This is a genomic window from Paraplanobispora takensis (genome assembly GCF_016863195.1).
In the GTDB taxonomy this organism is placed as follows: domain Bacteria; phylum Actinomycetota; class Actinomycetes; order Streptosporangiales; family Streptosporangiaceae; genus Planobispora; species Planobispora takensis.
The window spans coordinates 1-14,758 of record NZ_BOOK01000064.1; the positions used below are offsets into that span (position 1 = coordinate 1).

The 14,758-nt window shown below is 71.9% G+C and carries 13 protein-coding genes; all 13 read left to right on the forward strand.

The genetic code is table 11. From position 1 onward, the window contains the following. The first annotated feature begins 140 nt into the window (after positions 1-140). The 13 genes from Pta02_RS35620 to Pta02_RS35680 all read left to right on the forward strand — a co-directional run bounded on the left by Pta02_RS35620 (position 141) and on the right by Pta02_RS35680 (position 14,666). Entirely contained in the window at positions 141-1,433 is a 1,293-nt protein-coding gene (locus tag Pta02_RS35620) for a bifunctional folylpolyglutamate synthase/dihydrofolate synthase (protein ID WP_203879429.1), read from the forward strand. Next, a complete protein-coding gene (locus Pta02_RS35625) occupies positions 1,430-1,804 on the forward strand; it encodes a DUF4233 domain-containing protein (RefSeq protein ID WP_239131491.1) in 375 nt (124 codons plus the stop codon). The genes Pta02_RS35620 and Pta02_RS35625 overlap by 4 nt, the downstream gene beginning before the upstream one ends. 11 nt (positions 1,805-1,815) lie before the next feature. Beyond that, the gene (locus Pta02_RS35630; protein ID WP_203879430.1) at positions 1,816-3,534 is read left to right on the forward strand and encodes a hypothetical protein; all 1,719 of its coding nucleotides are present in this window, start codon (positions 1,816-1,818) and stop codon (positions 3,532-3,534) included. 91 nt (positions 3,535-3,625) lie between these two features. Further along, positions 3,626-4,036, forward strand: coding sequence for a nucleoside-diphosphate kinase (gene ndk / locus Pta02_RS35635; protein WP_068898916.1), 411 nt, complete (start codon positions 3,626-3,628; stop codon positions 4,034-4,036). A gap of 195 nt (positions 4,037-4,231) precedes the next feature. After that, positions 4,232-5,263, forward strand: a complete 1,032-nt coding sequence (locus tag Pta02_RS35640) for a rod shape-determining protein (protein ID WP_203879431.1) — start codon at positions 4,232-4,234, stop codon at positions 5,261-5,263. Position 5,264: 1 nt separating this feature from the next. Further along, positions 5,265-6,179: a rod shape-determining protein MreC gene (mreC, locus tag Pta02_RS35645; protein ID WP_203879432.1), complete on the forward strand. Its 915-nt coding sequence runs from the start codon at positions 5,265-5,267 to the stop codon at positions 6,177-6,179. Beyond that, positions 6,166-6,693, forward strand: a complete 528-nt coding sequence (gene mreD / locus Pta02_RS35650) for a rod shape-determining protein MreD (protein ID WP_203879433.1) — start codon at positions 6,166-6,168, stop codon at positions 6,691-6,693. Before mreC ends, mreD begins: the two co-directional genes overlap by 14 nt. Next, positions 6,690-8,783, forward strand: coding sequence for a penicillin-binding protein 2 (gene mrdA / locus Pta02_RS35655; RefSeq protein WP_275423644.1), 2,094 nt, complete (start codon positions 6,690-6,692; stop codon positions 8,781-8,783). The genes mreD and mrdA overlap by 4 nt, the downstream gene beginning before the upstream one ends. A gap of 5 nt (positions 8,784-8,788) precedes the next feature. Beyond that, positions 8,789-9,943: a rod shape-determining protein RodA gene (gene rodA / locus Pta02_RS35660; protein ID WP_307837515.1), complete on the forward strand. Its 1,155-nt coding sequence runs from the start codon at positions 8,789-8,791 to the stop codon at positions 9,941-9,943. A 129-nt stretch (positions 9,944-10,072) separates the two neighbouring features. Beyond that, positions 10,073-10,303, forward strand: a complete 231-nt coding sequence (locus tag Pta02_RS35665; protein ID WP_203879435.1) for a hypothetical protein — start codon at positions 10,073-10,075, stop codon at positions 10,301-10,303. 100 nt (positions 10,304-10,403) lie between these two features. After that, positions 10,404-11,822 (forward strand): NsdA family TPR-like regulatory protein, encoded by a 1,419-nt coding sequence (locus Pta02_RS35670; protein ID WP_203879436.1) that lies wholly within the window; start codon positions 10,404-10,406, stop codon positions 11,820-11,822. 1 nt (position 11,823) lies between these two features. Further along, positions 11,824-12,723, forward strand: coding sequence for a phosphotransferase family protein (locus tag Pta02_RS35675; protein WP_203879437.1), 900 nt, complete (start codon positions 11,824-11,826; stop codon positions 12,721-12,723). Between the two features lie 17 nt (positions 12,724-12,740). Continuing rightward, entirely contained in the window at positions 12,741-14,666 is a 1,926-nt protein-coding gene (locus Pta02_RS35680; protein WP_203879438.1) for a TIGR03960 family B12-binding radical SAM protein, read from the forward strand. Positions 14,667-14,758: the final 92 nt, after the last annotated feature.

Sequence of the window (14,758 nt, forward strand, 5' to 3'; positions counted from 1 at the left end):
TGTTTCCGGGGGTTTTCCCCAGGGGTCGTCCCCGGCCGGAGCGGCAGCCCGGCGCCGGGAGGGGCGGACGGCGGTCGGGAGGGGGCGGGCGGGGTCAGTAGGCTGGAGCCGTGGATTATCGAGCGGTTGAACTTGAAATCATGAAACGCGGCGTCGAGTGGAACTTCGAGCCCGCTCTCGACAGGATCGCCGCACTCATGGACGTGCTCGGTTCCCCGCAACGCTCCTACCAGGTCATCCACGTCGCCGGCACGAACGGCAAGTCGAGCACGACGCGGATGATCGAGACCATCCTGCGTGAGCGCAACCTCCGGGTCGGCCGTTTCACCAGCCCGCATCTGGTCTCCATGCGAGAGCGCATCTGCGTCGACGGGGTCCCGCTGAGCGAGGAGCGTTTCGCCGAGGTCTACGAGGACATCGCTCCCTACCTCGAGATGATCGACGCCCGGGGCAGGCGGCTCTCGTTCTTCGAGACCCTCACCGCGATGGCCTTCGCCGCCTTCGCCGACGCGCCCGTGGACGTCGCGGTCGTCGAGACCGGGATGGGCGGCAGCTTCGACGCCACCAACGTCGCGGACGGGAACGTGGCGGTCATCACCCCCATCTCCCTGGACCACACGGACTACCTCGGCGACGACGTGGCGACCATCGCGGGGGAGAAGGCCGGCATCATCAAGCCCGGCGCGACCGTCGTGCTGGCCCAGCAGCAGCTTCCCGCGGCCGAAGTGCTGATGCGCAAGGCCGTGGAGGCCGGGGCGACGGTGGCCAGGGAGGGCCTGGAGTTCGGGGTGCTGGGCCGGGAACTGGCCATCGGCGGGCAGCTGCTCCACCTGAAGAGCCTCAAGGGCGACTACGAGGAGGTCCTGCTCCCGCTGTACGGCGCGCACCAGGCGGGCAACGCCGCCTGCGCGCTGGCGGCGGTGGAGGCGCTGACGGCCGGGGACGATCCCCTCGACCCGGAGCTGGTCCGTCAGGCGTTCCTGCAGGTGCGCTCGCCGGGCAGGCTGGAGGTCGTCCGGAGGGGCCCCACCGTCCTGCTGGACGCCGCGCACAACCCCGGCGGGGTCCAGGCCACCCTGGAGGCCGTCCACGAGTCCTTCGGCTTCTCCCGGCTCATCGGCGTGGTCGCCGTGTTCGAGGACAAGGACGTACAGGGCATCCTGGAGCTGATGGAACCGATGTTCGACGAGATCGTGGTGACCCGCAACTCCTCGCCCCGCTCCATGGACGTGGCCGCGCTCGCCGCGCTGGCGGAGGACGTCTTCGGGCCCGAGCGGGTGAACCGGGCCGAGCGGCTGGACGACGCCATCGACATCGGCGTCGGACTGGCCGACGAGGCGGGGGAGCACACCGGGGCGGGCGTGCTGATCACCGGCTCGGTGGTCACCGCGGGCGACGCGCGGGTCCTGCTCAAGGTGGAGGAGGCCAGGTGAGCGACGACCGGCCGCCGGAGGGAAAACGAGAGATGATCACGGTCACCCCGGGCATGCGGCGGCTGTGCGCCAGCGTGCTCGGCATGGAGGCGATCGTCGTGGGGCTCATCACCCCGGTGGCGATCAACGTCCAGGGTGTCGAGCCGCCGGTCGCGGTGACCGTCGGCATCGGCCTGGCGATCCTGTGCGTGCTGGTCATCGGCATGCTCAAGCGCCCTCTCGCCTACATCGCGGGAAGTGTCGTGCAGGTGCTCGCGATCGCCTCGGGCTTCCTCGTGCCGACCATGTTCTTCCTCGGAGTGATCTTCGCGGCTCTGTGGATTACCGCGATATTCGTCGCTCGCCGTGTCGAAGGCGTGACTTCCCGCTAAAGTCGGCCTACATGGCCGTCCCCCCTATGCAGCCGACGCAGGCGGTGGCCACAGGGTCCACCGCCCCGTCGCGCACGTTCCGTCTGTCCCTGCTGCTCGATGTCGTCCTCGGACTGCTCGTCGCGGTGGCGCTTCCGCTGGCGATCGTCGCCATCCCGAACACCGTCTCGGTGGTGGCGGCACTGCTCCCGCCGGGTGTCTCCCAGATCGAGATGATCCGGGCGCACGGGCTGGCCCTGCCGGCGATGGTGCTGACCGTCCCGCTGGCCGCGGTGGCCGTACGCCGTCTGAGAGCGGCCCCGATCCTCGTCGGCGGGCTGGCGCTGCTCGCCGTCGCCGACGTGGCCGGAGGATACGCCGACTCCCCGACGGTGGTGGCGCTGCTGCGCACGGTGCACGGGATCGGCGCCGGTCTCCTGGTTCCCGCCACGCTGGTGGCGGTGTGGGAGCGGCCCCGGATCCTGCGCGCGGTGTGGGCGGGCACGCTCGCGGTGAGCCTGCTGTCGGCCCAGGCGCTGGCGCTCTGGCCGCTGGACGAGGCCACCTCGTGGCAGATCACGCTCCAGCCGTACCCGCTGCTGACCGGCATCGCGCTCGGACTGGCCGGGCTCTACCTCGTGCTCTGGCTCAAGGGCGGCGACGGCGCCGCCGCGGGCCCGAAGGGCGCCGAGCGCGGGCGGCTGCTGATGACCGCCACGCCGGCACTGGGCATCGCCCTCCTCGGGCTGGGCACCACCTTCGACTGGCCTCCCGACCTCGTCATCCTCGCCGCCGTGCTGTCGGTCGTGGCCCTGCTGGGCCTGGCGTCGGTCGGCACCTTCGAGGGCCTGGGCGGGCGCGCCCTGTCCTACACGATGGTGGCGGTGGGCGTGGTGGTCCTGCCCACCGCGGCCCAGGTCACCTACGTCGAGCTCGGCGGGCTGGGCGGTCCCGGGCTGTCCGGGCTCTGGCCGGCCTTCCTGATCGCGGGGGTCGCCGCCCTGGCCGCGGCCCTGCTGGCCGACCGGGTGAGCGAGTCGCTCATGCCCCCGGTCGCGGCCGGCGGCCTGGTGGCGGTGGTGGCCGGGCTGTGCGCGGTCCGCTTCCTGCTGCCCGCCACCGACGGGCCCGCGCTGATCATCCCGTTCGTGCTGCTCGCGGTCGGCACCGCGGCGGCCCTGGCCTCCGTCCTGCGCCCGTCCGGCGTGGGCACCGCGCTCTTCGGGATGTCGCTGTTCTTCCCCGGCGTGCTCGCGGGCTTCCTGCTGGGCAGCGGAATCCAGTTCACCCGGCTGAAGGAGGCCGACACCCCGCAGGGGCTGGTCGACGCGTTCGTGAGCGCCCTGCACCTGTGGGCGCTGATCGGCGGCGTCCTGGTCGTCGCGGTGATCGTGCTCGGCGCCGTCCTGGCCCGCCGCTCACCCGTCCCGGAGACCGGTACGGCGTTCGCGGCGAAAGCCGACACGGCGACGGGGACGGAGTCCGACACAGCGGCCGGCACGGCGTCCCCGGTGGCGCCCGCCCCGGCGGAGACCGCGACGACACCCGTGACGCCCGCCACGCCCGCGGCGAAGGCCGACGCGGTGGCCGCGGCGATGACCGAGGCGTTGCCCGTCGTGAGGCCCGGCGCGGCCGAGGCGAAGATCGGAGCGGAGTCCGGCGAGCCGGATGGATCCGACACTTCGCCGGTGGTGCCCTCGCCGATGGCCTCGCCGGAGGACTCCATCGGCGACAGGCCGGCCGGCGGGTGAGCCCGCCGAGCACGGGGGGCGGCGCCGAGGACGATAAACTTCGCCCGTTCACCGCACTCTGCGAGTCATCCATGTTCGAAGGAGAACATCAGTGTCCGAGCGCACTCTTGTCCTGATCAAGCCCGACGGCGTCGCGCGGGGTCTCATCGGCGACGTGATCGCCCGCGTCGAGCGCAAGGGCCTGAAGGTCGTGGCGATGGACCTGCGCACCCTGGACGCCGAGACCGCCAAGGCGCACTACGCCGAGCACTCCGAGCGGCCGTTCTTCGGCGAGCTGGTCGAGTTCATCACCTCCGGCCCGCTGGTCGCGCTGGTGCTCGAGGGCCCCCGCGCCGTCGAGGCGTTCCGCGCCCTGGCGGGCCTGACCGACCCGGTCAAGTCCGCTCCCGGCACCATCCGCGGCGACCACGCCCTGGAGATCGGCGAGAACGTGGTCCACGGCTCCGACTCGCCCGAGTCCGCCGCCCGTGAGATCAAGATTTTCTTCCCGGACCGCTTCTGAGGTTCGCACCGGATTTCCCGGCGCCACCGGGCCTCGTCATTCCCTGGGGATGGCGGGGCCCGTGGTGTTCGTGTGCCCCTGAGATTTTTGTGAGGCGAATCTGCGCATAACGCCCATTGGTGGGTACGTCAGGTAGCGGTTCACGTTCTCTCCGTAGTTTTTCCGGGGACCTGACGGAAGGAAGGGGCGCCTTCCATGGGCAGTAAATTCGCGTTCCTCGGCCGTGACATGGCGGTCGACCTGGGCACGGCCAACACACTCGTCTACGTCCGGGGGCGCGGTATCGTCCTCAACGAGCCGTCCGTGGTGGCGATCAACACGAGCACCGGCAAGATCCTGGCCATCGGCATCGAGGCCAAGCGGATGATCGGCCGAACACCCAACGACGTCGTCGCCGTCCGCCCGCTGCGGAACGGGGTCATCGCGGACTTCGACGTCGCCGAGCGCATGTTGCGCTACTTCATCCAGCGGGTGCACAAGCGCCGGCCCTTCGCCAAGCCGCGCATCGTCATCGCCGCGCCGAGCGGGATGACCGGCATCGAGCAGCGCGCGGTGAAGGAGGCCGGATACCAGGCCGGGGCGCGGCGGGTCTACATCGTCGAGGAGCCGATGGCCGCGGCGATCGGAGCGGGCCTGCCGGTGCACGAACCCACCGGCAACATGGTGGTCGACATCGGCGGGGGGACCACCGAGGTCGCCATCATCTCGATGGGCGGTGTGGTGACCTGCCAGTCGGTCAAGGTGGGCGGCGACGAGCTTGACCAGGCGATCATCAACTTCGCGAAGAAGGAGTACGCCCTCATGCTCGGTGAACGCACCGCTGAGGAGATCAAGATGTCGATCGGTTCGGCCTGCGCGCTCTCCGAGGAGAGACACGCCGAGATCCGGGGCCGCGACCTGGTCAGCGGCCTGCCCAAGACGGTGATCGTCACGGCGTCGGAGATCCGCGCGGCCACCGAGGAACCGGTGAACGCGATCGTGGACGCGGTGAAGACCACGCTGGACAAGTGCCCGCCGGAGCTGTCCGGCGACCTGATGGACCGGGGGATCGCGATCACCGGGGGCGGGGCGCTGCTGGCGGGCCTGGACGAGCGGCTCAGGGACGAGACGGGGATGCCGATCCACCGGGTGGACAACGCGCTCGACTCCGTCGTGCTGGGGTCGGGCAAGTGCGTGGAGGACTTCGAGGCCCTGCAGCAGGTCCTCGTACCGGAACCGCGGCACTGAGATGAAGGACACACGCCGGGCGCGGGCGATTCTGGGGCTGCTGCTGGCCACGGCTCTGGTGATCATGACCGTGGACCACCGCACCGGGGACGGCTCTCCGCTCGCCCCGGTCAAGGGAGCCGGTACGTCCGTGCTGGGCGGCGTCGAGCAGGTGGGATCCGGGATCGTGCAGCCGGTGGGCCGGTTCCTGCAGGCGCTGCTGGAGGCGCCCGGGGCCCAGCGGCAGATCGAGCAGCTGCGCAGGGAGAACGACCGGCTCAAACAGGAGCTGGCGGCCCAGGCCCTGGACCGCAGAAGATCCCAGGAGCTGCAGCACATGCTCGGCGCGGCGGGCGCAGGGGGATACAAGGTCGTGCCCGCCCAGGTGATCGCCCGGCGGGGTGCGCCGGGCTTCGAGGAGGCCGTCGAGCTCGACGTCGGCGAGGCCGACGGGGTGCGGCCGGAGATGACGGTGCTCAACGGCGACGGCCTGGTCGGCCGGGTCATCCGGGTGGGACCGTCCACCTCGACCGTGGTGCTGATCAGCGACCCCGCCTCCGCGGTGGGGGGCCGGCTGGAGGGCGGCGATGAGATCGGGGTGGTGAACGGCGCCGGCGAGTACGGCCGCCTGCTCAGGTTCCGCCTGCTCGACTCCACCGCGCCGCTCACCCCCGGCCACCGGATAGTGAGCTTCGGCTCCCAGCGCGGCGTGCCGTACGTGGCGGGGGTGCCGATCGGAGTGATCGAGAAGGTCGAGGCGACGCCGGGTGAGCTGACCCGGATCGCCTACGCGCGGCCGTTCGCCGACCTGACGGCGCTGGGGGTGGTGGGCGTGGTGGTCGAGCCGCCGCGCAGGGACCCGCGTGACGGGGTCCTGCCCGTGCTGCCGGAGCCGGCGGCGGGGGCTACGGGAGGAGATCCGAATGGCGGGACGTGACTGGATGTCCCTGGGCCTGCTGCTGACGGTGATGGTCTCGCAGGTGATGATCGTCAACAGGGTGCCGGTGCCCTGGCAGGTCGCGCCGGACCTGGCGCTGCTGGGCGTGGTGGGCTACGCGCTGGTCCGGGGGTCCGAGGCCGGGACGGTGATGGGGTTCACCGCCGGACTGGCCAGCGACCTGCTGCCGCCGGTCGCGCACGTGATGGGACAGCACGCGCTGGTGCTGTGCCTGATCGGGTTCGTCGCCGGCCGGGTGGCGGAGATCCGTCCCGAGGCCGGGCCCATGGTGGCGCTGGTCTGCGCGGCGGCCGGTCCGCCGGTCATGGTGGCGGCCGGCGGGCTGCTGGGCGAGATCCGGATCATCCCGGAGACGCTCGGGGACGTGCTGCCCGCGGCGGTGCTGTGCAACATGGTCGCCGCGCCGCCGGTGGTGTGGGCGGTGACGAGGGTCGTCCGGGGCAACCCGCGGACCGTGTCGTGGGCCCGCTACGCCGTACGGAGCCATCCGTGAGCTTCATACGGAGACGGCTGCGGGTGCTTCAGGCGCTGACGCTGGCCCTGCTGCTGATGCTCGGCGCCCGGCTCTGGCAGGTGCAGGTGGCCGACGGCGCGAAGTACGTGGCCGCGGCGACGCAGACACGCACGCGCGAGGTCGTCGTACCAGCCGTGCGGGGACAGATCCTCGACTCCGCGGGGCGGCCGCTGGTGCGCAACCGGACGGCGCTGGTGGTCTCGGTGGACCGTACGGCACTGGGCCGGATGAAGGACAAGGGCGCGGCCGTGATGGCGCGGCTGGGCGCGGTGCTCGGCCGCGACCCCGCGGACCTGAGCCTGCGCATCAGGCCGTGCGGGCCCTCGGTCTCCCGTCCGTGCTGGGCGGGCTCGCCCCACCAGCCGGTCCCCATCGACGTCGACGTGACCACCCGCCAGGCCCTGCAGATCCTGGAACACCAGGAGGACTTCCCGGGGGTCACGGCCAAGGAGCAGGCCGTACGGGATCATCCGGGCAAGAGCGAGGCCGTGCAGGCGCTGGGCTACCTGCAGCCGGTCACGCAGGAGGAACTGGATCGCCGCGAGGGCTTCAAAACGGAGTTCTCCGGCATCGACGTGGCGGGCCGGGACGGACTCGAGTCGGTGTACGACCGTGAGCTGCGCGGCACGCCCGGACGTAAGCGGGTGCAGGTGGACCGGCTGGGCCGGGTCCTGGGGACCGAGCACGAGGTGCCCTCGGTGCCCGGGCACACCCTCATCACCAGCATCGACGCCAAGGTGCAGGCGGTGACCGAGAAGGCGCTGGCCGAGGCGATGAAGAAGGCCCCGCACGCCGACGGCGCGGCCGGGGTGGTGCTGGACGCGCGGACCTCGCGGATCATCGCGATCGCCAGCGCGCCCACCTACGACCCGGCGATCTGGACCGGGGGCATCACCGAGGCGGGCTACCGGCGGCTGCTGTCGGACAAGTCGGGCAAGCCGCTGATCTCGCGGGCGATCAAGGGGGAGTTCGCCCCCGGCTCGACGTTCAAGATGTCGTCGGTCACGGCGATGCTGCGGGCCGGATACCCGATGTACGGCAGCTACAACTGCCCCGGCTCCTTCAAGGTCGGCGGCCGGACCTTCAACAACTTCCGCGGCCGGGCGCTGGGCGTGATGAGCCTGCACACGGCGCTGGTGAAGTCGTGCGACACGATCTTCTACCGGGCGGCGTTCCAGCAGTGGGTGCGCGACGGCGGCATGAAGCCCAAGGGCAAGCCCAAGGAGGTCATGGCGAACACCGCCAGGGCCTTCGGGTTCGGCCGTCGCACGGGCGTCGACCTGCCGGGCGAGTCCCCGGGCAGGATCCCCGACCGCGCCTGGAAGAAGGAGGTGTGGACGGCCACCAAGGAGGACAACTGCCGCCGGGCCAAGACCGGTTATCCGGAGGTCGCCAGGAAGGACAAGGAACGGGCCGGCTTCCTCAAGGCGCTGGCGCGTGACAACTGCCTGGAGGGCGACCGGCTGCGCCCCGGCGACGCGGCCAACTTCTCCATCGGACAGGGTGACGTGCTGGTGACGCCGCTGCAACTGGCGACGGCCTACGCGGCGCTGGTCGGCGACGGCAGGCTGCGCAGCCCCCGGGTGGGCTGGATGCTGGTGCGGCCGGACGGCACCAAGGTCAAGGAGATCAAGGTGCCGGTCCGCGGCAAGCTGCCGCTCTCCGGGGAGGAGCGGGCCTACATCAAGGGGGCGTTGAGCCAGGTCGCCTCCGACGGCACGGCGGCGGGGGCGTTCATCGGGTTCCCGATGAAGAAGGTGCGGATCGGCGGCAAGACCGGTACCGCCGAGGTGTACGGCAAGGCCGACACCTCGTGGTTCGCCTCGTTCGCGCCCGTGGAGGACCCCCGGTTCGTGGTCGTCGTCATGGTGTCCCAGGGCGGCATGGGCAGCGAGAGCGCGGCCCCGGCCGTACGCAAGATCTACGAGGGCATCTACGGCTTCACCCCCGAGGGCGCGCCCGCTCCCCGCGCGCTCAAGGCCAGGGTCCCCGCGGCCAAGCCGCCGGCGATCAAGCCGGACGGGACGGTCGCGCGCCAGGTCAGCACGGGCGGGGGGACCACATGGTGAGCCGGGTGACGGCCGCACGGAGCCGGTTCTCGACGCGCCGGGCGGCCGGGGCCTCCTCGGCGGTGCACCGCGTGGACGGCCTGCTGCTGGTCGCGGTGGCCGCGCTCCTGCTGATCGGCACGCTGCTGGTCTGGTCCTCCAGCAGGACCTGGGCGCCGGGGGCCACGGGCCTGGTCAAGAAGCACCTGCTCAACGTCGGCATCGGCGTCGCGCTGGCCGTGGCGGCGGCCACGGTGGACCACCGGGTGCTGCGGGCCTACACGCCGCTGGTGTACGGCGGAGCCCTGCTCGGGCTGATCCTGGTGGTCACACCGGTCGGCTCCGAGGTCAACGGCGCCCACTCCTGGATCATGCTGGGCGGAGGCTTCGCCCTGCAGCCCTCGGAGTTCGCCAAGCTCGGCCTGGCGCTGATGCTGGCCATGCTCCTGGCCCAGCCCGCCGACGGCGACGACCGGCCGCGCGGGCTGGGCGTGATGACGGCGCTGGCGGTGGCCGCGCTCACCATGGGCCTGGTCATGATGCAGCCCGATTTCGGCACGACGATGGTCCTGGCCGTGATCACGGCCGGTGTGCTCATCCTCGGCGGGCTGCGCAAGCGCTGGATCATCCTGCTGGCGCTGGCCGTGGCCGCCGCGGGAGCGGCCGTGTGGTTCCTGGGCGTGCTGAAGCCGTACCAGGTCGCGCGCTTCACCGCCTTCATCGATCCGGCCACCGACCCCCGGGGCGTGGGCTACAACAGCACCCAGTCGCTGAACGCCGTCGGGTCGGGAGGCCTGTTCGGCAAGGGCCTGTTCGGCGGCGGCCAGACCATGGGCCGGTTCGTCCCCGAGCAGCACACCGACTTCGTCTTCACCGTCGCGGGCGAGGAGTTCGGCTTCCTCGGCTCGGTCACCGTGGTGATGCTGCTCGGCGTGGTCCTGCTGCGCGGGCTGCGGATCGCGCGCCAGTGCGAGGACCGGTTCGGCATGCTGGTGGCCGGCGCGATCGTGTGCTGGCTGGGCTTCCAGACGCTGATCAACGTCGGCATGACGATCGGGATCATGCCGATCACCGGTCTGCCGCTGCCGTTCGTCTCCTACGGCGGAACCGCGACCTTCGCCAACATGATCGCCGTCGGGCTGCTCCAGGCGATCCACATGCGCGAGCGGCACCCGGTCTGACCGCGGGCTCCGACTCGGGCCTGACATGAGAGCCGCCCGCATGCACGCGGTCCCGCGCTCTCACTGGTATTGCGCGCCGCGGGCGAACATTGTGGAAACGACGCCGGAACCCGTGATGACGGAGGGGCCGTGACATCCGAGCTCGCCGAGCGGCAGCGCGCGCTGGAGCTGTTGCGCACCGCGTTCCCCGACTACCGGATCGTGTTCAGCAGAGGCCGGTGGGCCGCGGTGTCGGCGGGCAGCCCGCCGGCGGTGTGGTTCGCCGCGACCCCCGGCAGCCTGTGCGGCCAGCTCTTCCAGGCCCAGCTCCGCAACGGCGGGACGATCGTGCCCATCGGCGGGGGCGGCGCCGCCTCATGAGGGGACGGCCTCCGCGGCGGAGGCCGGCTCTCAGCCCACCCGGCACCGGCCGGACCACTAGCGTGAAGACGATCCCTCGCACAGACGGCCGGGAGCGCCGATGACCCACAGTTCGCGTGGCGGAGACCGCGCCACGCTGGCCTACGCCACCATCATCCGCAACAGGACGCTGACGGGCCTGTCCGGCCCGCCCTCCGCGGCCGTCATCCAGCGGATGGTGGAGGAGATCCACGCCTGCGCCCCGCAGCAGAGCAGGTTCAAGTGCTGGCGGCTGGCGCACGGCTGGACCGTGGAGGAGGCCATCGAGCGCTTCCACGCGATGTGCGACCGGCAGGGGATCCGGCGGCGCGGGCTCAGTGAGCGCTCCTGGCGCGAGTGGGAGGCGGGCGGACGGCCCGACCGCGACTACACCGACCTGCTGTGCCGGCTCTTCGAGACGGGGCCCGTCCAGCTCGGCTTCGCGCAGGACTACACGCCCGAGGGGCTGCGCGCCGCGCCGCCGCCCGCGGTGGACCTGATCGCCGCGGCCGCCGACGAGGCGGGCACCCACGCCGAGCAGGCCGAGGCGAGCGAGCTGGGCTCCGGCGCGCTGGAGCGGCTGCGCACCCAGGTGGTCTGGGTGGGCAAGCGCTACGTCTCCGAGGCCCCGCTGCCGTTGTTCGTGGAGATGCGGGAGCTGCAGGAGCGCACCCGCCGGGCGCTGGACAAGCGCATCCATCCCGGCCAGGCCAGGGAGCTGTACTTCCTCACCGGCGCGCTGAGCGGGCTGATGGCCAACGTCAGCATGGACATGGACCGCCGCATCCCCGCCGACACCCTCGCCCGGGCGGCGTGGACCTACGGCAAGGTGGCCGGGCACCCGGCGCTGATGGGCTGGGCGCGCGGCATGCAGTCGTCGGTGGCGATGTGGGACAGGCGCTACGGCGACGCGGCCCGCTACGCCGAGGAGGGGCTGACCCACCTGCGCGCGGGCTCCGGCGCGACCCGGCTGCACATGCTCAGGGCCCGGTGCCACGCCCTGCTGGGCCGGGCCCGCGAGGCCGTCGAGGCGCTCGCCCGCGCGCGGGACGCCCGCGTGGCCGGGGTCGACGAGCTGCACGACGAGATCTCCGGGGAGTTCGCCTTCACCCCGGCCAAGGAGCGCTACTACGCGGCCGTCACCCACCTGCACCTGGGCGACCCGGCCCGGGCCGTCGAGGCGGCGCGGGAGTCGCTGGCCCTGTACGCCGCGGGGGAGCCGGAGAACCGCTCCTACGGCTGCGAGTCCATGGCCGGCGCCCACCTGGTGGTCGCCCACCTGATGGAGGGCGACGCCGAGGGCGCGGAGGAGGCCATGGCGCCCATCCTCGCGCTCCCTCCGGACCGGCGCATCAGCAGCCTGGGCACCACCCTGGAGACCGGCCGCGCGCTGGTGTCCGGCCGGCCGGACGGGGAGCGGATCGCCCGGCGGATCGAGAGTTTCTGCGAGGTCGGACTGCCGCAGCAGGCCCGGCACGCGATCTCAGAGAGGAGCCGATGACATGACGATCGCCGCCGAGGGGGAGATCCTCGGCCGGACCCCCGCCGAGGCGCTCCGGCTGGCCTGTGAGAGGGCCGGGCTGGACACCCGGGGGGTCAGGCTCCTGCGCGACTTCGCCAGCGCGGTCTACCACCTGCCCGCCGAGGGGGCGGTGGTCAGGCTGGCGCAGGCGGCGGCCCCGGGCAAGTACGACCGGCTGACGACCTCCGTCCGGATCACCCGCTGGCTGTCCGACCAGGGCTTCCCCACGGTCCGGCCGCTGGAGGTCGGGCAGCCGGTCGCCGCGGAGGGGTTCCTGGTGACCTTCTGGCACCACGAGCGGCATGTGGGACCGGCGCCGGACCCGGTGGAGCTGGGGACGATCCTGCGGCGGCTGCACGAGCTGCCGCCGGTCCCCTTCGAGCTGCCGACCCACGACCCCTTCGGGCCGGTGCGCCGGGCGATCGACGCCTGCCGCGTGCTCGGGCGGGAGGAGCTGGACTGGCTGCGCGGGCGCTGCGACGAGCTCGCGGAGACCTACTACGAGCGGACGCGGTTCGCGCTGCCGTACGGCCTCATCCACGGCGACGCCCACCGGGGCAACCTGATCCGAACCCCGGACGGGCTGCTGCTGTGCGACTGGGACTCGGTGTGCGCGGGGCCGCGGGAGACCGACCTGATCCCCACCCTGCAGGGGGTGCGCTTCGGGCTGACCGGGGAGCAGCGGGCCGGTTTCGTCCGGGCCTACGGCCACGACCTGACCGCCTGGGCGGGGTACCCGGTGATGCGCGACATGCGGGAGCTGCAGACGCTCACCGCGATCCTGCGCAACGCACACCGCGACCCGGTGGCCCGCGACGAGCTGCGGCACCGGCTTGACTCCCTGCGAGCGGGTGACGACCGCCTGTGGCATCCTTTTTAGCGGATACCCTTGGACACATGTCTGTCGAGTCTCAGCCTGTAGAGTCTCTGTTCCCGCGTTTGGAAGCGCTGCTGCCGAAGGTGAGCAAGCCGATCCAATACGTCGGCGGTGAGCTCAACTCGACCGTCAAGGACTGGGACGAGGCCACCGTCCGCTGGGCTCTGATGTATCCCGACGCCTACGAGGTCGGACTGCCCAACCAGGGCGTCCAGATTCTTTACGAGATCCTCAACGAGATGCCCGGGACGCTCGCCGAGCGGACCTACGCGGTCTGGCCGGACCTGGAGGCGCTCATGCGCGCCGAGGGCGTCCCGCAGTTCACGGTCGACGCGCACCGGCCCGTGCGCGCCTTCGACGTGCTCGGCCTCTCCTTCTCGACCGAGCTCGGCTACACCAACATGCTGACGGCCCTGGACCTGGCGGGCATCCCGCTGGAGGCGGCCGACCGCGGCGACGACGACCCGATCGTGCTGGCCGGAGGCCACGCGGCCTTCAACCCCGAGCCGATCGCCGACTTCCTCGACGCCGCCGTGCTGGGCGACGGCGAGCAGATCGCCATCGCGATCACCGAGGTCATCCGCGAGTGGAAGGCCGAGGGCTCGCCCGGCGGGCGCGACGAGCTGCTCATGCGGCTGGCCGAGTCCGGCGGGGTCTACGTGCCCAAGTTCTACGACGTCGACTATCACCCCGACGGCCGCATCCGGCGGGTGGCGCCCAACCGCTCCGGCGTGCCGTGGCGGGTGCACAAGCACACCGTCATGGACCTGGACGAGTGGCCCTACCCCAAGAAGCCGCTGGTCCCGCTGGCCGAGACCGTGCACGAGCGGTTCAGCGTGGAGATCTTCCGCGGCTGCACCCGCGGCTGCCGCTTCTGCCAGGCCGGGATGATCACCCGTCCGGTGCGCGAGCGGTCCATCACCACGATCGGCGACATGGTCGAGGCGGGCGTCAAGGCCTCCGGCTTCAACGAGGTGGGACTGCTCTCGCTGTCCAGCGCCGACCACTCCGAGATCGGCGACGTCGCCAAGGGCCTGGCCGACCGCTACGAGGGCACCAACACCTCGCTGTCGCTGCCCTCGACCCGGGTCGACGCCTTCAACATCGACCTGGCCAACGAGTTCTCCCGCAACGGCCGCCGGTCCGGCCTGACCTTCGCCCCCGAGGGCGGGTCCGAGCGCATGCGCAAGGTGATCAACAAGATGGTCACCGAGGAGGACCTGATCCGCACCGTCACCACCGCCTACACCCAGGGCTGGCGGCAGGTGAAGCTCTACTTCATGTGCGGGCTGCCCACCGAGGAGGACGCCGACGTCCTGGGCATCGCCGACCTGGCCAGGAAGGTCATCAAGGCGGGCCGCGAGGCGACCGGCTCCAGGGACATCCGCTGCACGGTCTCCATCGGCGGGTTCGTGCCCAAGCCGCACACCCCCTTCCAGTGGGCGGCCCAGGCCGACCACGAGACGGTGGACCGTCGGCTCAAGGCGCTCAAGGACACCCTGCGCGGCGACAAGGAGTACGGCCGGGCCATCGGCATGCGCTACCACGACGGCAAGCCCTCGATCGTGGAGGGGCTGCTGTCGCGGGGCGACCGCCGGGTGGGCGCGGTCATCCGCGCGGTGTGGCAGGACGGCGGCCGCTTCGACGGCTGGAGTGAGCACTTCTCCTTCCAGCGCTGGATGGACGCCGCGGCCAAGGCCGGCGTCGACGTCGACTGGTACACCACGCGCGAGCGCGAGGAGAACGAGGTCCTGCCCTGGGACCACCTCGACGCCGGGCTCGACCGCGAGTGGCTCTGGCAGGACTGGCAGGACGCGATCAACGACGTCGAGGTCGAGGACTGCCGCTGGACCCCCTGCTACGACTGCGGGGTCTGCCCCTCGATGGGCACCGAGATCCAGATCGGCCCCACGGGCAGGAAGCTCCTGCCGCTGACGGTCGTATAGTCCCCGCGCGGCGCCCCACCGGGGCCGCGCGTGCGTAACCGGCGGTCGCCCCGGATGGACGGTGCGTGAGCACGACCTATTCTGGAATGACA